Source organism: Chitinophaga sp. LS1, from assembly GCF_034274695.1.
GTDB lineage: Bacteria > Bacteroidota > Bacteroidia > Chitinophagales > Chitinophagaceae > Chitinophaga.
This window is the reverse complement of the sequence record NZ_CP128362.1, coordinates 4,152,196-4,167,189: the sequence shown is the minus strand read 5'-3', so window position 1 is coordinate 4,167,189 and position 14,994 is coordinate 4,152,196. Positions and strand designations below refer to the sequence as shown.

Genomic DNA, 14,994 nt, shown 5'->3' with positions numbered 1-14,994 from the left:
TGCGAACTTATGGCTAAGAAATATATCCATATACACCGGCTCAGACGTGTGTATACATGGGAATTGCCGGTACGACTGTACCATTGGCTCAATGCATTGGTAATGGTGGCGCTCATCGTCACCGGCTTTTACATTTCCAATCCGCTGGTGATCAGTAGTCACCAGGAGGCGTCGAAGCGGTTTGTAATGGGATGGATGCGAGCTATCCATTTCATTGCAGCTTATATTTTCTTCTTCAACTTTATCTTCCGTTTGTACTGGGGGTTTGTGGGTAATAAGTATGCTAACTGGAAGCAGTTTATCCCTACGGGGAAGTTCTTCTTTAAAGAGATCTGGCAGGTGTTGAAGATCGACATCTTACAACTCAAAGGAAAAGAACACCTGAGTGTGGGACACAATGCACTGGCGGGTTTTATTTACTTTTTCACCTTCATTGCTTTTGGTATTCAATCATTGACCGGGTTTGGGTTGTATGCGTCTATGAGTAACTGGTGGTTCCCTAAGTTATTTTCATGGGTACCGACTATTCTGGGTGGAGATATTATGGTAAGACAGATCCATCACTGGACTATGTGGTTCTTTATATTGTTTGTAGTGATACATGTGTACCTGGTGTTCTATCATGATTATGTGGAAGGACGTGGTGAGACGAGTAGTATGGTAGGAGGATGGAAATTTATTGAAGAAGAAGCATTTCAGAAAGATAAACAAACAGCTCCTGACAGAAGCGTGTTAACAGATGAGAAAAAGTAAGACATTATTATTAGGAGTTGGAAATTATCTCATGGGAGATGAAGGACTCGGTGTGCATGTGGCGCAACGGTTAGAGATATCGCAGGATATTCCGGGGATTGATGTAATTGATGGTGGAACAGGTGGGTTTCATTTGCTGGAATATTTTGAGCTGTATGAAAGGGTTATTTTGGTGGATGCGACTTTGGATGGGTTGAAGCCGGGAACGATCAGGTGTATACAGCCAAAGTATGCGAGTGATTTTCCGCCGGAGATCAGTGCGCATGATATTGGATTGAAGGATTTGGTGAGTGCGTTGCAGTTGTTGGGTACGATGCCGGAGTTGTATTTGTTCGTGGTAAGTATTGAAAGTATCCAACAACAGGGGATGGAATTGACTGAGGAGATTGAGGGGTGTATACCTTTGTTGTTGGAGGAAATAAGAAGTGTTATTTAGTAAAAAGCCGGTCAATGTTTTGACCGGCTTTTGTTTAGTTTGAACATGATCCATAGTTGAAGGACTGCGAATATTATAATACCTGACAGGTCAATTTTCACAAGATGATACCAGTAGTATTGGGGGGAGAAATCCTTTAATACTGGACCGGTTTGGGCAATTCTGATGGATTGATCATTACAATCGAAGATGCGAATATCTGTTCTGTGTTCTTTGCAGGTATAGTAGAACTTTGATCCGCTGATAGCGAATTGACTGATCTCGCATGGTATTGCCTCATCATCATTTTGTTTGTAGAGGTAGCTGCCATCCACTCCCTCCTTTATAAAATAAGGATATTGAACAGGGATGCTTCGGTATTCAGAGCCGCCTTCGTCGAAATAAAACACGATGTGTTTTAAAGAGGCAAAGAGGATCCAGATAAGGATGCCGCGTCCTATTTTGAATTTCTTTATTTCATCGTTTTGAGGCGCTTTTATTAACCAGTCCCATAGGAGGTCAGCCAGCCTGAGGGCCAGGAAGGTGAAGATAAAAGCTTCGACAATGAAAATAAAGAGCTCCTTCATAGGTAAATATTTCTATGAAATTAGGTCATTTGTACCTGGCGATGGGAATTAAAATCCTGTATCATGGTTTGAGTTCAAAAGAGCAGTTATACTGGTAGCTACAAAGTCCACCATAGATGGCGCCAGTTAACAAGAATCTTCGTTCTCTCAGCTACAAAACCGCCCCTCATCGGCGCCAGCTGAAATGAGACATCTTCCTTGCTGCCGCAGGCCAATTCCAATCTACTTATTCTCTAATTTCGCTTTTAACTCCGCTACTTCCTGTTGTAATTTCACATTTGCCTTGTGCTCCTCTATCAGGTACAAGGTTAGTTCTTCAATCTTTTGCATTTGTAATTTCTGCATTTCGGCTACATCCAGTCCTTTTTCTGAAATTTCTTTCTCTGAGGGAATTTCAGGTAATCTGTGATTTGCCTGGATATGGGCTTCAACTTCTGCTAATGAAGGTAGTTTATAACCAGGATTGAATACATAGTCTGCCCAACCAGATTGCGTAATTTGTAGTTTCTTAGCACCAATGGTACCTGCTACTGCGAGTTTAAAGTTTCCCGTTATTGTAGTACCGATCAGCAGATTTCCATTCTTATCCAACCGCATCTGTTCTGTTCCATCATTTGTCAAAAAAGTGAGATATCCCCCTATCGTATTACTACCTTTATTAAAGATAATCCCACTATTCAAAAATGCAGCGTATTTACTAATCAAACCAAACATTGGTATGTTAGTCCCCGAAGCACTATATGATTTCACACCAAGATAAGTACCATCTGCCACCGTATTGCCGGGAGCTAACCGCCCTAGTACCGAAGTCACCGTATCAGGTAACGTTGTCGCCACATCAAGCGAGGCCCTTGGATTCAGGGTACCTACTCCAAATTTGCCTGCACCCGTAGCAGTAATACTATCCGGCAGGTACACCGTACCGGCATAGTTATTCCTGTAACTGATAGTCGTCACCGTACTTGCGTCCGTTATCAACGCAGAGTCAACAACCGTCCAGTTGGAAAAATTTGCCGCGGTCTCTTCATTCAGACCTTTTGCAAAAGCCCGTACATGGAAACGCAAATAATAACTCTTGTAATCCAGGAATATTGAAATTTTCCCATTCTCGTTTGCCAACGTAATGGGAGGATTGGACCCACCAGCCGTTGCAACAGAACTCTTATAAAAGATGTTATTGAAAACGTACCAGGTTAGCGTCAGATTCAAAGGGGAACTAGTTGCGTAATCAAATCCCTCTATAATTACCGTTGGCATAGCAGAGCTGTTTGCAAAGGGAATATTCGTTTTAATCTTTGCCCCATAAGTGGGTGTCTGGTTAATAGAAAAGGAACAAATGTCATTATAATATTGCGCATGCACTGGCAATACTAAAGAACATGTAAGGGATAAAATCAGTAAAATTGATTTCATAATAGAAAATTAAAAAAATTAAATCTGAATATTGGGTTTACACTCACTTATACAAATATGGGATAATTCCAATGTAGTGCAGTTCTTAAAGTTAACTACTCACTACAGCAATCACCACAAAGTTATTAATAAAGTGTAAATCGCCAAGTACAAATTTCAATGCCTTGCAAATTCCCCGAACAAAACATATCTTAGTCAAGTGCTGTAAATGACACTAACCCAATTCCACGACTTACCTATCATTCTACATAATGAAAACGCTTTCTATTCCAGAAGTACTCTTGTTTCCAAACAAAAACCCGTTCCATCATGAAAACACATTACCTAATTCCTCTGGTAATCCTGCTATCCGTACTTTCTGCACAGGCACAACGAAAACCGCCCCGTGTAGCTGGCAGCCCATTCACATTATCTGCCGTACCCGATAGCCTCTTCGTCACCTCAGAGAACATGTCTACCTCTGAAAAGGTCGCCCTACAAACCCTGCAAGGCGTCATTGCCCAGACGAAACCTGAAATCCTGAGAGACACCTATGGTCACCGTACCCTGGTAGAAAACGCCGGTATTAAAACCAATACCACTTACTACAACAACTTCGCCGGTCTGCTGGCCCACTATGCCAACCGCCTGGCCGGTTACATCCTTTGTAACCCAAAGGACAAATCTACGAATGCAGCCATCTCACTGGCCGGTGTGATGAATGCTGTCGCGATCCCAACCGACATCGAATCTGAAGCCATCAATGCTGGCCTCACAAAACTACTGGATGTGACCACCCACGACGAAGCCTGGGTACTTGCCAATTATGGTAGTCTCTTCAACAAGAACGTCGCTACTTACCAGCAAAGTTCTGATGACAGGGTCTACTACATGGGCGACTTTTCCAGTTACAGCAAAGCCTTTCAGTTCTGGTCTGATACCGTTACCGGTGTGCTGGCCAGCAATGTGTACAACCGTATGAACAAAGGCGCTGCCTACTTTGGCTGGGGGCCATCTGAGTACAATACCGTAGAGCAATTGTCCCTGCATACTGCTTTGATACTCCCTTCAGACTGGGCGCCGAATATGTCTGCCCTCTCCCAGATCCCACCTAAAAAAGATGGCTTTCAACAAAAGCCGGCTATCAAACCATACGAGGTAGTACCAAATGTACACACCGTATGCTTTGTTATTACTGATGGCGATAACCTGCAATGGTTACTCGGCACTTCGGACAATACGAACAACTGGGCAAACCCTAACCGTGGCCACGTGAACCTCGGCTGGACCATCTCCCCCTCTTTGTCTGAAGCCGCACCGCTTATGTACGAGAAGTATGTAGATAACTGTCTCACCACGCCTGATGGTCGTAATGTGCTCATTGCCGGTCCTTCTGGCAGAGGTTACTTTTTCCCCGGTCGTGTGCCGGATGCCGACCTCACTACAGAGTGTAACCTGCTCAATAAATACATGAAACAGGCGGACCTCCGTATCGTGAACATCATCGATGCAGATGACAGTGATAACGATCCTACTCCTTACCTGAAGCAGGATAATATCGATGCACTTTTTTACTATAGCTACGGCGCCAACTACACAGGCAGAGCCGGACAAATAGACTGGTACAAAGATAAACCGTCTATCGGTGGCAGATATACACTGTGGGGCACCTTGTCCTCTCCCACTTCGCTGGCCAATACCCTCAATGCAGCATCCACGAATATCAACTCACAGGATGGCTATAGCCTGATCTCTGTACACGTATGGGACAGAAGTGTAGATGATGTCATTGATTGTATCAACCGGCTGAACAGTAATGTACGTGTAGTAGCTCCTGATGAATTCGTGTGGCTCATCCGCAAGAATATCAAAGGATTGAATGTTGGACAAGGAAATGGATTGCGTGCGGACTTCTACAGCGGTTATCACCAGGATACGCTCAGGTATAGGCTTTTTAACCAAAACATAGATGCTGACTGGGCGAATCTTTCTCCCAACAATCAATACCTGGGATATAATAATTTCTCTGTAAAATGGTCTGGACAAATTCAACCTTTGTATTCTGAAACGTATACCTTCTCCTGTTATTCCGATGATGGAGTGAAGCTCATTGTAAATGGACAAACCCTCATCAACGATTACGAAACACAGGGTGCTTATACCCGCACTGGCACTATTGCGCTCACAGCGGGTCAGAAATACAATATTGAATTGCAATATGGAGAAGGTGTTGGTGATGCCTTCTGTCATCTCTCCTGGGAAAGCGCTTCACAGTCTAAACAGATCGTTCCGGCCGCGCAATTATTCAGCAGACCTGATACCAGCTCAGGACCGGTTACCTTGTACCAGGACCTGAATTACGCGGGCTTCCATGCAGGGTTTAATATCGGTGCGTATAAATTATCCGGTCTGAAGTTAAAGGGGATCAACAATGACGAAGTCACTTCTGTAAAGATTGCCAAAGGTTACCAGGCAGTGCTCTATTGGAATGACGAATTTGGTGGAGACAGTCTTGTGCTGACCCGTGATACAGCTTTCCTGAACAGCTGGGATGATAAACTCAGTTCATTACGGGTACGTGCTAACGGTGACCCTAACCTGGCAGGTTCTTATACTTTAAGAAACGTAAAAAGCAACTACTACATGGATGTACGTGGTGGTCTTGGTGGCACAGGCAATGGTGCGAGTCTGCAATTATGGACACCTACCGGAGCGGCGAACCAGACTTTTACTTTCAAACATATGGGTGATGGTATCTACTCCCTCACTGCGTATCACAGCGCCAAAGTACTGGATGTGGCAAATTCCAGCACGGCAGACAATGCATACATCTGGCAATATACAGATCAACATGCCACGAATCAGCAATTCATTGCGATCGCTGCAGATAGTGGGTATTACAAATTCATCAATGTATTAAGTGGAAAAGTGATCTCCATTGAAAATGAAAGTACTGCTGCGGAAGCAAGATTGGTGCAAAGAGCAGATACCGGCCAGTTGTCATCCAGGTGGCAATTGTACCAAGGTGCCACTGTAGGTAATGGCAATGGCCTCACAGGTAACTATTACAATGGTATGAACTTCGATACCCTGAAAATATCCCGGATTGATCCGAATATTAATTTCGATTGGGGTGAAGGTTCACCTGCTCCCGGACTTACAATCGACCACACCTCTATTCGCTGGACGGGTAAGATCGAGCCACGTTACACGGGTACATATACTTTCTATATCACCAGTGATAATGGCAGACGTTTGTGGATCAATAACCAGCTGGTGATTGACAAATGGATTAATGACTGGGATATTGAATATAGTGGCACGATTGCGTTGACGGCTGGTCAGCAGTACGATTTTAAGATGGAATACTTTGAAGACTATGGCGGTGCAAATGCAAAGCTGTCATGGTCAAGTAGCTCACAGGTAAAAGAGATTATTCCAACCAATCAGTTGTATACAACCGGTTTGACTAGTACAGCACGCGTAGCTGCGCTACAACTGGTAACTACGCCTACGAAGGTGCTCATTTATCCAAATCCTACATCTAATGATGTTCACCTGCAATTTAATGCGGCACAGGCCAAGGTGACGATATTTGATTTACTGGGCAGACAGGTGATGCCGGCAAGACCGGTGCAATCAGGAGAAACGTTGAATATATCTGCATTACCGAAGGGTGCTTATATGATAACCATTGATGCGAATGGTACACGAACGACAAAAACGATTGTGAAGAAATAGTTATGAAAAAGGGGGGTGTATCACAAGTCAGATACACCCTCTTTTAATTCGGAGACCTGATGGGGCCAGATTCTATTTTATCCGTTTCTCAGGAGTTTCTTTTATCTATGATACACCTTCTTTTTTTTCAAAAAATGACTTCTCAACAAAGCTACCAACTCAAATACACCTGACATTTGTATAAAAACAACAATGCAACAGGTACTCGTCACCGGTGGCACAGGATTCGTAGCAAGTCACTGTATCAGGCCAATGGAGAAAGGTTCCTGGCATTAGCAGGTGGCACTATGAGTCTGCTGCAGATAGCCCAGTATATAAAAAATAAAATGCCTGCTGTGGGAGTTAAAATATCTACAAAACCATTGGCTGACTGGAAAGTAAAACTCGCTGCGCTTTTGGGTAATCAAAAGGCAAAAGCAATAGCGCCGTTATTGGGAGTCAACCGCAATGCCAGCAATCAAAAGGCGATAAAGGTTTTAGGCTGGGCTCCACGGAGTAATGAAACTGCTGTGTTAGCAGCGGCAGAAAGCCTGATTAAATATAGTGCAATTCAGTAAATTTGGTCATGCTCATGAAAATCGATCAGATCAGGTCCTGCTACATTGGTCATCATATTTCACCGGAAGCATTTATTGCAGAACATATTTTTATTTATTTACTGAAGGGAAAGATGGAAGGATATGATGGGCATAAAAGCTATACGCTATTGCCCGGACAGTATTGTATTGTCCGCAGGAATCATCTCGCGAGGTATAATAAGTTATGCTTTCAAGAAGTTATTTGGTTTTCCACCTACGCAATTGAGGAAGTGATCACTTCCTCAATTCTTTCAGTTTCTCCACCGCATTATTATTCTGCGGATTCAGCACCAATGATTTTTCATAATATTCGATCGCCTTTTCTTTGTTGCCCTGGTTCATATATGCTTCTGCCAAACTATCCCACGCATTGTAAGAATCCGGATGGTCGGTAGTAGCTTTTGCAAACACGCCGATGGCGTTCGTATAATCCTTTTTGTTTAAAAAATAATAGCCGATGGTATTGAGATGGTCTTCATCGATTTTGCTATCAATGAGCGCCTTTCCGGCACCGTCTTTTTGAATAGTCTGTATTAAAGTTAGCGCAGTAGGCTCGAATTTTCCATACGCAACAAATTTATTGATATCCAGTTGCTGCGGTCCAAATACAACCTCCAATACATCGGGTACGATAGATAAGCCGTTGGCACTATTGGTTAAAAATACGATGCCATCCTTTTTACTGATATCTCCACAAAAGAAGGCCCTTGAATCGCCCTGATCCCCCCAATGCCAGCAATACCGGGTCGCTGCAACACTATCCAGTCCTACACCTAATCCCCAGCTGAGTTGAGGAGCCTTTGCGGTATCTACATGAATCTGTGACTGAAACATGCCTTTGGGTGTATTCAGTATAGCAGCCAGGAAGGTAGCGTAGTCCTTTGCGGTGGTACGCAGACTGGCAGCAGCATTAATATTGGTATAATCAGGTAGCCAGGTGGGGTTTCCCATCCAGTCATGTCTTCTGGCATATGATTTAATAGCCGGAAGATAGGTGAGATGGCTATGTTTCATTCCTAATGGGAGGAATACCCTTTTATTGATCAATTGCTCATAGGTCATGCCTGTGATCTTTTCCATGACTACGGCGAGGTATACGAACCCTTCTCCTGAATAGCTAAAGTGATCGCCGGGGGTAAAATTGATAGGCAGGGATGAATCTTTATTGGGGCGCCAGTTAGGCAAACCGGCGCTATGTGACAACACCCTGCGGGCGGTGATCTTGTGGATACGGGGGTCGTTTCCGATATCGTAGTTATTACCCAGGTATTCATTGAGCGGTTTGTCAGGATTAAGTTTCCCTTCGGAAATGAGTTGCATGGCGGCATAGGCAGTCACGACTTTTGTAAGTGAGGCTGCTTCAAACAGGGTACTGTCTGTTACAGGGGAATGGGTAGTTTCGTCGGCGGTACCGAAATGTTGCACCCAGGTTACCTTGCCGTGATAGATATAGGCAGCCGACAGGCCGGGAATATGATCACGGTGCATTAACAGGGGTAATTGCTCCTGCAAACCGGTAGTTTGGGCAGAAATAGTTGCTGCGATATAGATACAGCCAGCAAGGGTTAAATATAGTTTTTTCATCATGGTAGCTAAAAATATCCTTTTTTCTTTGAAAATAGTTCGTCCAGGCCATAATTTGATATGACTCTATAGGATTAAAATTTTCTTTTCGTGCTTATAGCAACAATCGTTTGTACTTAGAGTCTTAAATCAGTTTTTTCTACAGGCTGAAAAAGCACCAATAAAAGGTCGATTTTTGTAACTTAGTAATCTTATTGAGATGGGGGTAATGCCTCAAGCTCGCGCAGGCGTCTGAGATAATTATTTATCTGCGCCTGCTTTCTTTTTTAGCCACTCCTGATTATCAGGTTCCATATATGGCACTCTATTTTTGAGTATAAAATAAGCGGCAATTAGGATTTTGTGTGAAATTGCAATAAGTGCTCGTTTTTTGCCTCTTCGTATACTCAAAGTATAATATTTTCTTTTCAGATAAGTATCTTTCGTATGTGCTGCAGCCCATGCTGCTTCCACGAGTGCGGTTTTAAGGGATCTGTTGCCATGATTGATTCTTTCACTTTTCTTTTTCCGGCACTTTCATTATTACCAGGACATAAACCACACCAACTAGCCAAATGATGCTGATTAGGGAACGCATGCATATCTGTACCTATTTCGGCTAAGATGGCGGTAGCTGTTTGTTTTTGTACTCGGGAATAGTCTGAAGTAATTTTACTTCTTCCTCCCATTTTTTTAAGTACTGATCTATACGGTTATCCACCTGACCAAGTAGGTCATTTAGCTGTAAAATAACAGTTTTAGACAGGCTGAGCATAAAACGGTGATGCTCATTGAGATGGCCTTCTAATGCAAGAATAAGCTCTTGTTTTTTGATTTTGAGCCTACCTTTTGCCAAATTGGCCAATATCATAGGATCCTGTTCTCCTTCAATAATGGCAGTGATCATTGACCAGCCACTTACACCGAATACATCACTGACTACAGTGCTCAATTTGATATTGGCTGTCTCTAAAATGTTCTGTAACCGGTTATATTCACTGGACCGCTGTCCTATTACTTTACGTTTGTATCGGTACAATTCCCGTAATTCGCGAGTGTATTGCGGTGGAATAAAACTTCCCTTTAGTAGCCCGCTTAGCAATAATTTTGCAATCCAGGCACTGTCATTGCGATCGGTCTTATGCCCCGGCACATATTTAATATGCCGGGCATTGACCAGAATAAGTTCAAAGTGAGGTTTCAGTATATTAAAAACAGGCTTCCAGTAAACCCCGTGCTCTCCATTGCGACATGTGTAATGCCGGATTCTTCAAGCCAAGCTACCAGGTCCCTAAGTGAACTTGTGAAAGTGCTAAAAGTGCGGGTTTGTTCTTCCAACCCATTTCCTCTGATGGTGGCTACTACATTCTCCTGGTGAACATCGAGGCCACAGCCGCGACTCACAACCTGTTCAAAACTGATATGTGATTGTTCCATGGTAGTACTTTTGTCGAAGGTACCACCATTTTCATAGTCGTTTGTGAACCCGGTTCATGAGGGTTTTTTCTGAAAATGGTTTTCATTCCCCGTTGGCGAATTTCCTTTTCATGAATGTTTTATTTAAGGATACAAGGCCCCATTTTTATCAGATTTGCACCCTATTATACATGATTAGTACTACGAAAACGATCTGTACAGATATCAAAACAAAGCTGATAATGCCAAGAATATTGCAACCCAGGCGTTTTTTGGTCACTATCTTATGTAAATCTTTCATACGGGTCCATACTGATAAAACCATGCCACAAGGTGAACCCGGGCTTATAAAGGGGTAGTTGGGGTATAGTCGGGCCATAGTGTAGATTCATTACCATTCCATCATCAACAGGGCACCTTCATATCCCTTAAATATTAAGGTGCCCTGTTGATGCCCTTATGGTGTACTTATAATAGTATAGCTGTACTATAGCTATACCCTGAAAACGACCCGATTACCCTTTAACTATGCCCCGATTACTGGCCGGCATTATCAAGATAACATTACCTAAAAGTGTGTATACCTGTCAGTTAGCAGATCATGCTTCAAAAACCCCAACAGCTCCGGAGAATGAGATAAATAATTACATTAACATAAAAAACAATTCAATAAAAAAAATTTTATGAAATTCCCCGAACTTTTTTTTAAAGTTCCTGTTATACATTCCATACAATTGGTCTTTCGACTAATATTTCAAATTGGGGACAAATAATAATAATATCATACTATACTCAGAGGACAAAGTGTATTTTACTTTATTCTTATATCCATGATATTTAAAACTACTTTATAAAAGCCTGTACGCGCACACAGGTCAAGGACGAGCTAATACATAACTGCTATTTATGTCAGTTTTTCAACTGAATAACGGGTATTCTTTGAGTACACACGAAGTAAAAGAGTTTGCAAGCGATCTGTCATCATATGGTATACCTTACCAGGAATCTGAGCATTGGCTGGAGGTAGGCGATTGTGAATTGCGGAATAATTTCACGCTGTATATTTCGGTGCTTTCGCAACAGGTCCAATCTTTATTACATCAGGTAATCCCTGTGTTGGAGGGGTATGCTGTATCGTACCGGTTGTTAAAAAACAACAGACTGGTGGATCAGAGTAATGGATTGACGCTGGGTATCAAAGAAGCGGGCAGGATCATCGAGATCTATCCAAAGCAGGCGAAACAGGCGATACAACTGGTCCGGGAGCTGGAAAGCGTAACGAGTACCTTTCAGGGTATTACACCCTATGATAGTCTTCGAATAGGCAAGGTTTTATATACAGCATTGGATACCGGTATCAGGTACCATATACCTGTGGCCTACCGGAATAAGCGGCGCAAGGGGATTATCGGGAAGTATTATATACCGACAAAGTTATTACGATTTAATCCCAAGGGGGATATCTATTTGGGGGTGAATATAAAGCAGTTTGCATTTTCACATTGTATCATTAAGCAGGCACGAGCGGCGTCATTTATAGATAGGTATGGTCGGGAATCGGCGCATAAGTTATTCTGGCAGAAATCAGTACTGGAAGCCATACAACATGAATTGCCGGTACCACAGGTCATAGATTTTTGCAGTAAGGGGGAAGATCATTATTTAGTGACGAGTTATATAAACGGACAGGTATTGCCGGAGCGCTTGAAAGATGTGTACAGGGATCGCATCTGGCGTGAATTGGGGGTAGTCGACAAAGTTAAGATCTTAGGTTATTTTTTGCAGATAACGGAAATCCTTAAACGATTACATGAGCTTGGATATTTACATAGAGATGTTCAGATTAATAATTTTATAATCAAGGAAGACAAAGTATACCTGCTGGATTTTGAGTTAGCGTATTATATGCCGGCGGGTACACCGGATCCACCTTTTGGCTATGGAACGGCGATGTTTATGTCGCCACAGCAAAGGCGGAGTGAGCAGCCGGAACCGGGGGATGATATTTATTCAATGGGGGTTGTATTAGCATTTATGATTTTAAATCCTGTTGATCAGGAGAGCTTTTCAGGAAATATTTATAATGCACTGGTAAATGCAGGATTAGAAGCAGTTTTATTGGATGTAGTTATTAATTGCCTGGACCCTGCTCCTGCCAAGAGACCGACTCTTTCCTCAATAATAACCTTATTAAAGACAGGCGACATACCGGGGAAGATAGAACTGGTATAAATAAAGACTATGAAAACTAGAATGCTGTTCTTTAATACAGTATGCCTACTGTTTATTACTATGTTTGTGTACGCGGCTGTAAGCAAGTGGATGGATTTTAATGTATTTGTTTCCCAGATGCATAAACAGCCGTTTCCTGCTCAGTTGTTGCCCCTGTTGGTATGGGGGATCCCTTTCACCGAGTTATGTGTATCATTGTTATTGATGTTGGAGAAGACCCGATTTACGGGGCTGAAGATTGCGACGGGAATGATGATACTTTTTACGGGGTATATTATCCTGATAGAGTTAAGATATTTTGGGGAGATACCTTGCTCATGTGGCGGCGCCATTGTTCAGTTCACGTGGGTACAACATTTGTATTTTAATTTGTTTTTTGTTTCAATTGGACTAGTTGCTATCCTACTGATTAGGAAGATGAATATATTCTCCCGGTAACCAATAAAAGTGTATTAGATTGGAATGACTATCACGGTCTGGATTTCGGTTCGGATAGGGATGGGTAAGTCTGATACTAATTACAGCTTGACGTTTTTCTATCACTTTAAATATTAAATCTTATGAACAAAATGAAATTAGCATTCGCAGCACTGGCTGCTTTAATTGGTGTGGGAGCAGCATATGCGACTAAAATCAAACCCGATGTAAGAGCAGAGAATCATTATTGGATTACGATTGGAGGAACTACAGTATTATATGGGACGACGGCACAGGCTGAAGTAAATTGCCCGGGCTCAGGCATTACCTGTTTAAAAGCATTAGACAATCCCAATCTTGTAGCAACCAGATCAAACTAATAAGGGACTTACAAAAAGAGCGTGTATCAATTAAGATCCACGCTCTTTTCATTCGGCTACCTGGTAAGACAATGTTCGTATGTATGCGATGATCAGAAGTTTTATTTAGGATACATCCCCAATTAATTATATCCAGGATTTTGTGTAAGGTTTGAATCTAACATAATCTCCGCATCTGGAATTGGATAAAGCGTATCTTCATCCGTCCACGCTGGCTTCCTGTTTGACAAAATGCTTGTTGCAGTTTTATTACGTTTGAGATCAAACCAACGATTTCCCCATTCTGCAAACAATTCTATTTGCCGTTCTTTTTGAATGGCTATCAACAAACTATTACCGTCAATACCAGGATTTATAGCCGATATCATTGGCAACCCTGCCCTATTTCTAATACTGTCTACATCTGCTATAGCTCCCGGCAAATCACTTAAATGAGTCCTTGCTTCTGCACGGATTAAATATTGCTCAGCAAGACGGAGCACCATTGTATATTCACTTACTACATAGTTAGAACTAAAATTTATCCGTAACTTATATTTATACGGAAAGGTGTAAGTAACTCCATTCACTACCTTCGTACCAATCCAGCTACTTGCTCTTTTATCGCCAGCTTCAAAAGCATTCAGCAAATAATCCGAGACGCTATATTGCGGTAATGAAGTACCATTGGGGCTAGGTACGAACTGAGCACCTTCGGATGTATTATATCCAACTTCAACAGGCATAAACTGTAATATAGCTTCCTTACTATCTAAGAGGAATACCCTGTTAAGATCGTTTTCTAATCCATAAGGGCCGGCATTAATAACCTGCGACGAAGCACTTTCTGCATCTACCCAATCTTCTTCATACAGATATAATTTTGCGAGCAGCGCTTTAGCTGCCCATTTGTTAACCCGTACCCTTCCATTACTTGGATAATTTTCATTCAGCAATCCTGTCGATTTTAGTAAATCTTGTTTTATCTGTGAAAAAATAACACTCGTTGCAGTTCTCTTCAATTTTGCATTTGCCTTATAATCGATCGAGGTCACCAACGGCACATCACCAAATAGCTGTACCATCTGCAAGTAAATCAGAGATCTTATAAAATAGGATTCTCCCAACAATTGATTACTTACATCTACTGACATGGAAGTGCTATTGGTTATTCCATCAATAATAGCATTTGTCTGGTAAAGCAAGCTATATCCAAAATACCATAAGTATAATCTATTAAATGTGCTTGTAGTTGATATTGAATTGTTATAAAATTCCAGCATCGTATTGGTCTGGTTATTGGGCTCTATTTCATCGGCAGACAGACCACCACAAATGGATAGGCCTCCATTTAACATATTGGGAAAGGACGCCATAATTTTAGCGTAAACACCACTGACAGCAGATAATGCAGATGTATCATGGGTAAATACATTTCCCCCAACTACACTATTATCCGGATCTCCCACATCAATCAATTTATTACAACTAAGGAGCCATATCGCTAACAGTATTACAATATACTTTTTCATCATGGGGAA

At 42.1% G+C, this 14,994-nt stretch carries 14 protein-coding genes and 1 pseudogene; 7 read left to right on the top strand and 8 right to left on the bottom strand.

The features are described from left to right. Positions 1–9: 9 nt before the first annotated feature. Entirely contained in the window at positions 10–753 is a 744-nt protein-coding gene (cybH, locus tag QQL36_RS17230; RefSeq protein ID WP_083726481.1) for a Ni/Fe-hydrogenase, b-type cytochrome subunit, read from the top strand. Next, positions 740–1,189, top strand: a complete 450-nt coding sequence (locus QQL36_RS17225; protein ID WP_083726479.1) for a hydrogenase maturation protease — start codon at positions 740–742, stop codon at positions 1,187–1,189. The genes cybH and QQL36_RS17225 overlap by 14 nt, the downstream gene beginning before the upstream one ends. A gap of 11 nt (positions 1,190–1,200) precedes the next feature. Here QQL36_RS17225 and QQL36_RS17220 read toward each other — a convergent pair whose 3' ends face one another. Beyond that, a complete protein-coding gene (locus QQL36_RS17220) occupies positions 1,201–1,755 on the bottom strand; it encodes a hypothetical protein (protein WP_083726477.1) in 555 nt (184 codons plus the stop codon). Positions 1,756–1,977: 222 nt separating this feature from the next. Then, positions 1,978–3,168: a hypothetical protein gene (locus QQL36_RS17215; RefSeq protein ID WP_083726475.1), complete on the bottom strand. Its 1,191-nt coding sequence runs from the start codon at positions 3,166–3,168 to the stop codon at positions 1,978–1,980. Positions 3,169–3,477: 309 nt separating this feature from the next. Here QQL36_RS17215 and QQL36_RS17210 point away from each other — a divergent pair, with 309 nt between their 5' ends. Both QQL36_RS17210 and QQL36_RS17205 read left to right on the top strand, forming a co-directional pair. Further along, the gene (locus QQL36_RS17210; protein ID WP_321570416.1) at positions 3,478–6,888 is read left to right on the top strand and encodes a PA14 domain-containing protein; all 3,411 of its coding nucleotides are present in this window, start codon (positions 3,478–3,480) and stop codon (positions 6,886–6,888) included. Positions 6,889–7,064: 176 nt separating this feature from the next. After that, positions 7,065–7,445 (top strand): hypothetical protein, encoded by a 381-nt coding sequence (locus QQL36_RS17205; protein WP_321570415.1) that lies wholly within the window; start codon positions 7,065–7,067, stop codon positions 7,443–7,445. Positions 7,446–7,700: 255 nt separating this feature from the next. On the opposite strand, the gene QQL36_RS17200 is transcribed toward QQL36_RS17205, so the two are convergent. From QQL36_RS17200 to QQL36_RS17185, 5 genes and pseudogenes are all read right to left on the bottom strand, one after another. Further along, complete coding sequence (locus tag QQL36_RS17200) at positions 7,701–9,053, bottom strand: serine hydrolase (protein WP_321570414.1); 1,353 nt, start codon at positions 9,051–9,053, stop codon at positions 7,701–7,703. Between the two features lie 237 nt (positions 9,054–9,290). Beyond that, positions 9,291–9,503 (bottom strand): hypothetical protein, encoded by a 213-nt coding sequence (locus QQL36_RS17195; RefSeq protein ID WP_321566646.1) that lies wholly within the window; start codon positions 9,501–9,503, stop codon positions 9,291–9,293. Then, positions 9,504–9,631 (bottom strand): annotated as a pseudogene (locus QQL36_RS35685) (transposase); the annotation flags it as partial. Positions 9,632–9,648: 17 nt separating this feature from the next. Beyond that, a complete protein-coding gene (locus QQL36_RS17190; protein WP_321570552.1) occupies positions 9,649–10,209 on the bottom strand; it encodes an IS110 family transposase in 561 nt (186 codons plus the stop codon). A 20-nt stretch (positions 10,210–10,229) separates the two neighbouring features. After that, the gene (locus QQL36_RS17185) at positions 10,230–10,466 is read right to left on the bottom strand and encodes a hypothetical protein (RefSeq protein ID WP_321570413.1); all 237 of its coding nucleotides are present in this window, start codon (positions 10,464–10,466) and stop codon (positions 10,230–10,232) included. 885 nt (positions 10,467–11,351) lie between these two features. On the opposite strand from QQL36_RS17185, the gene QQL36_RS17180 reads away from it, so the two are divergent. From QQL36_RS17180 to QQL36_RS17175, 3 genes are all read left to right on the top strand, one after another. Further along, positions 11,352–12,677 (top strand): serine/threonine protein kinase, encoded by a 1,326-nt coding sequence (locus tag QQL36_RS17180; protein ID WP_321570412.1) that lies wholly within the window; start codon positions 11,352–11,354, stop codon positions 12,675–12,677. A gap of 9 nt (positions 12,678–12,686) precedes the next feature. After that, positions 12,687–13,115, top strand: coding sequence for a MauE/DoxX family redox-associated membrane protein (locus QQL36_RS35680; protein ID WP_415751061.1), 429 nt, complete (start codon positions 12,687–12,689; stop codon positions 13,113–13,115). 131 nt (positions 13,116–13,246) lie between these two features. Next, a complete protein-coding gene (locus tag QQL36_RS17175; RefSeq protein ID WP_143709060.1) occupies positions 13,247–13,474 on the top strand; it encodes a hypothetical protein in 228 nt (75 codons plus the stop codon). Positions 13,475–13,596: 122 nt separating this feature from the next. On the opposite strand, the gene QQL36_RS17170 is transcribed toward QQL36_RS17175, so the two are convergent. Further along, positions 13,597–14,988: a RagB/SusD family nutrient uptake outer membrane protein gene (locus QQL36_RS17170; protein ID WP_321570411.1), complete on the bottom strand. Its 1,392-nt coding sequence runs from the start codon at positions 14,986–14,988 to the stop codon at positions 13,597–13,599. Between the last annotated feature and the right edge of the window lie 6 nt (positions 14,989–14,994).

What these genes read in the sequence shown, in the direction of transcription:
- cybH (WP_083726481.1), top strand. Translation starts at nt 10, where the DNA reads ATGGCTAAGAAATATATCCATATACACCGGCTCAGACGTGTGTATACA.
- QQL36_RS17225 (WP_083726479.1), top strand. Translation starts at nt 740, where the DNA reads ATGAGAAAAAGTAAGACATTATTATTAGGAGTTGGAAATTATCTCATG.
- QQL36_RS17220 (WP_083726477.1), bottom strand. Translation starts at nt 1,755, where the DNA reads ATGAAGGAGCTCTTTATTTTCATTGTCGAAGCTTTTATCTTCACCTTC.
- QQL36_RS17215 (WP_083726475.1), bottom strand. Translation starts at nt 3,168, where the DNA reads ATGAAATCAATTTTACTGATTTTATCCCTTACATGTTCTTTAGTATTG.
- QQL36_RS17210 (WP_321570416.1), top strand. Translation starts at nt 3,478, where the DNA reads ATGAAAACACATTACCTAATTCCTCTGGTAATCCTGCTATCCGTACTT.
- QQL36_RS17200 (WP_321570414.1), bottom strand. Translation starts at nt 9,053, where the DNA reads ATGATGAAAAAACTATATTTAACCCTTGCTGGCTGTATCTATATCGCA.
- QQL36_RS17185 (WP_321570413.1), bottom strand. Translation starts at nt 10,466, where the DNA reads ATGGAACAATCACATATCAGTTTTGAACAGGTTGTGAGTCGCGGCTGT.
- QQL36_RS17180 (WP_321570412.1), top strand. Translation starts at nt 11,352, where the DNA reads ATGTCAGTTTTTCAACTGAATAACGGGTATTCTTTGAGTACACACGAA.
- QQL36_RS35680 (WP_415751061.1), top strand. Translation starts at nt 12,687, where the DNA reads ATGAAAACTAGAATGCTGTTCTTTAATACAGTATGCCTACTGTTTATT.
- QQL36_RS17175 (WP_143709060.1), top strand. Translation starts at nt 13,247, where the DNA reads ATGAAATTAGCATTCGCAGCACTGGCTGCTTTAATTGGTGTGGGAGCA.
- QQL36_RS17170 (WP_321570411.1), bottom strand. Translation starts at nt 14,988, where the DNA reads ATGATGAAAAAGTATATTGTAATACTGTTAGCGATATGGCTCCTTAGT.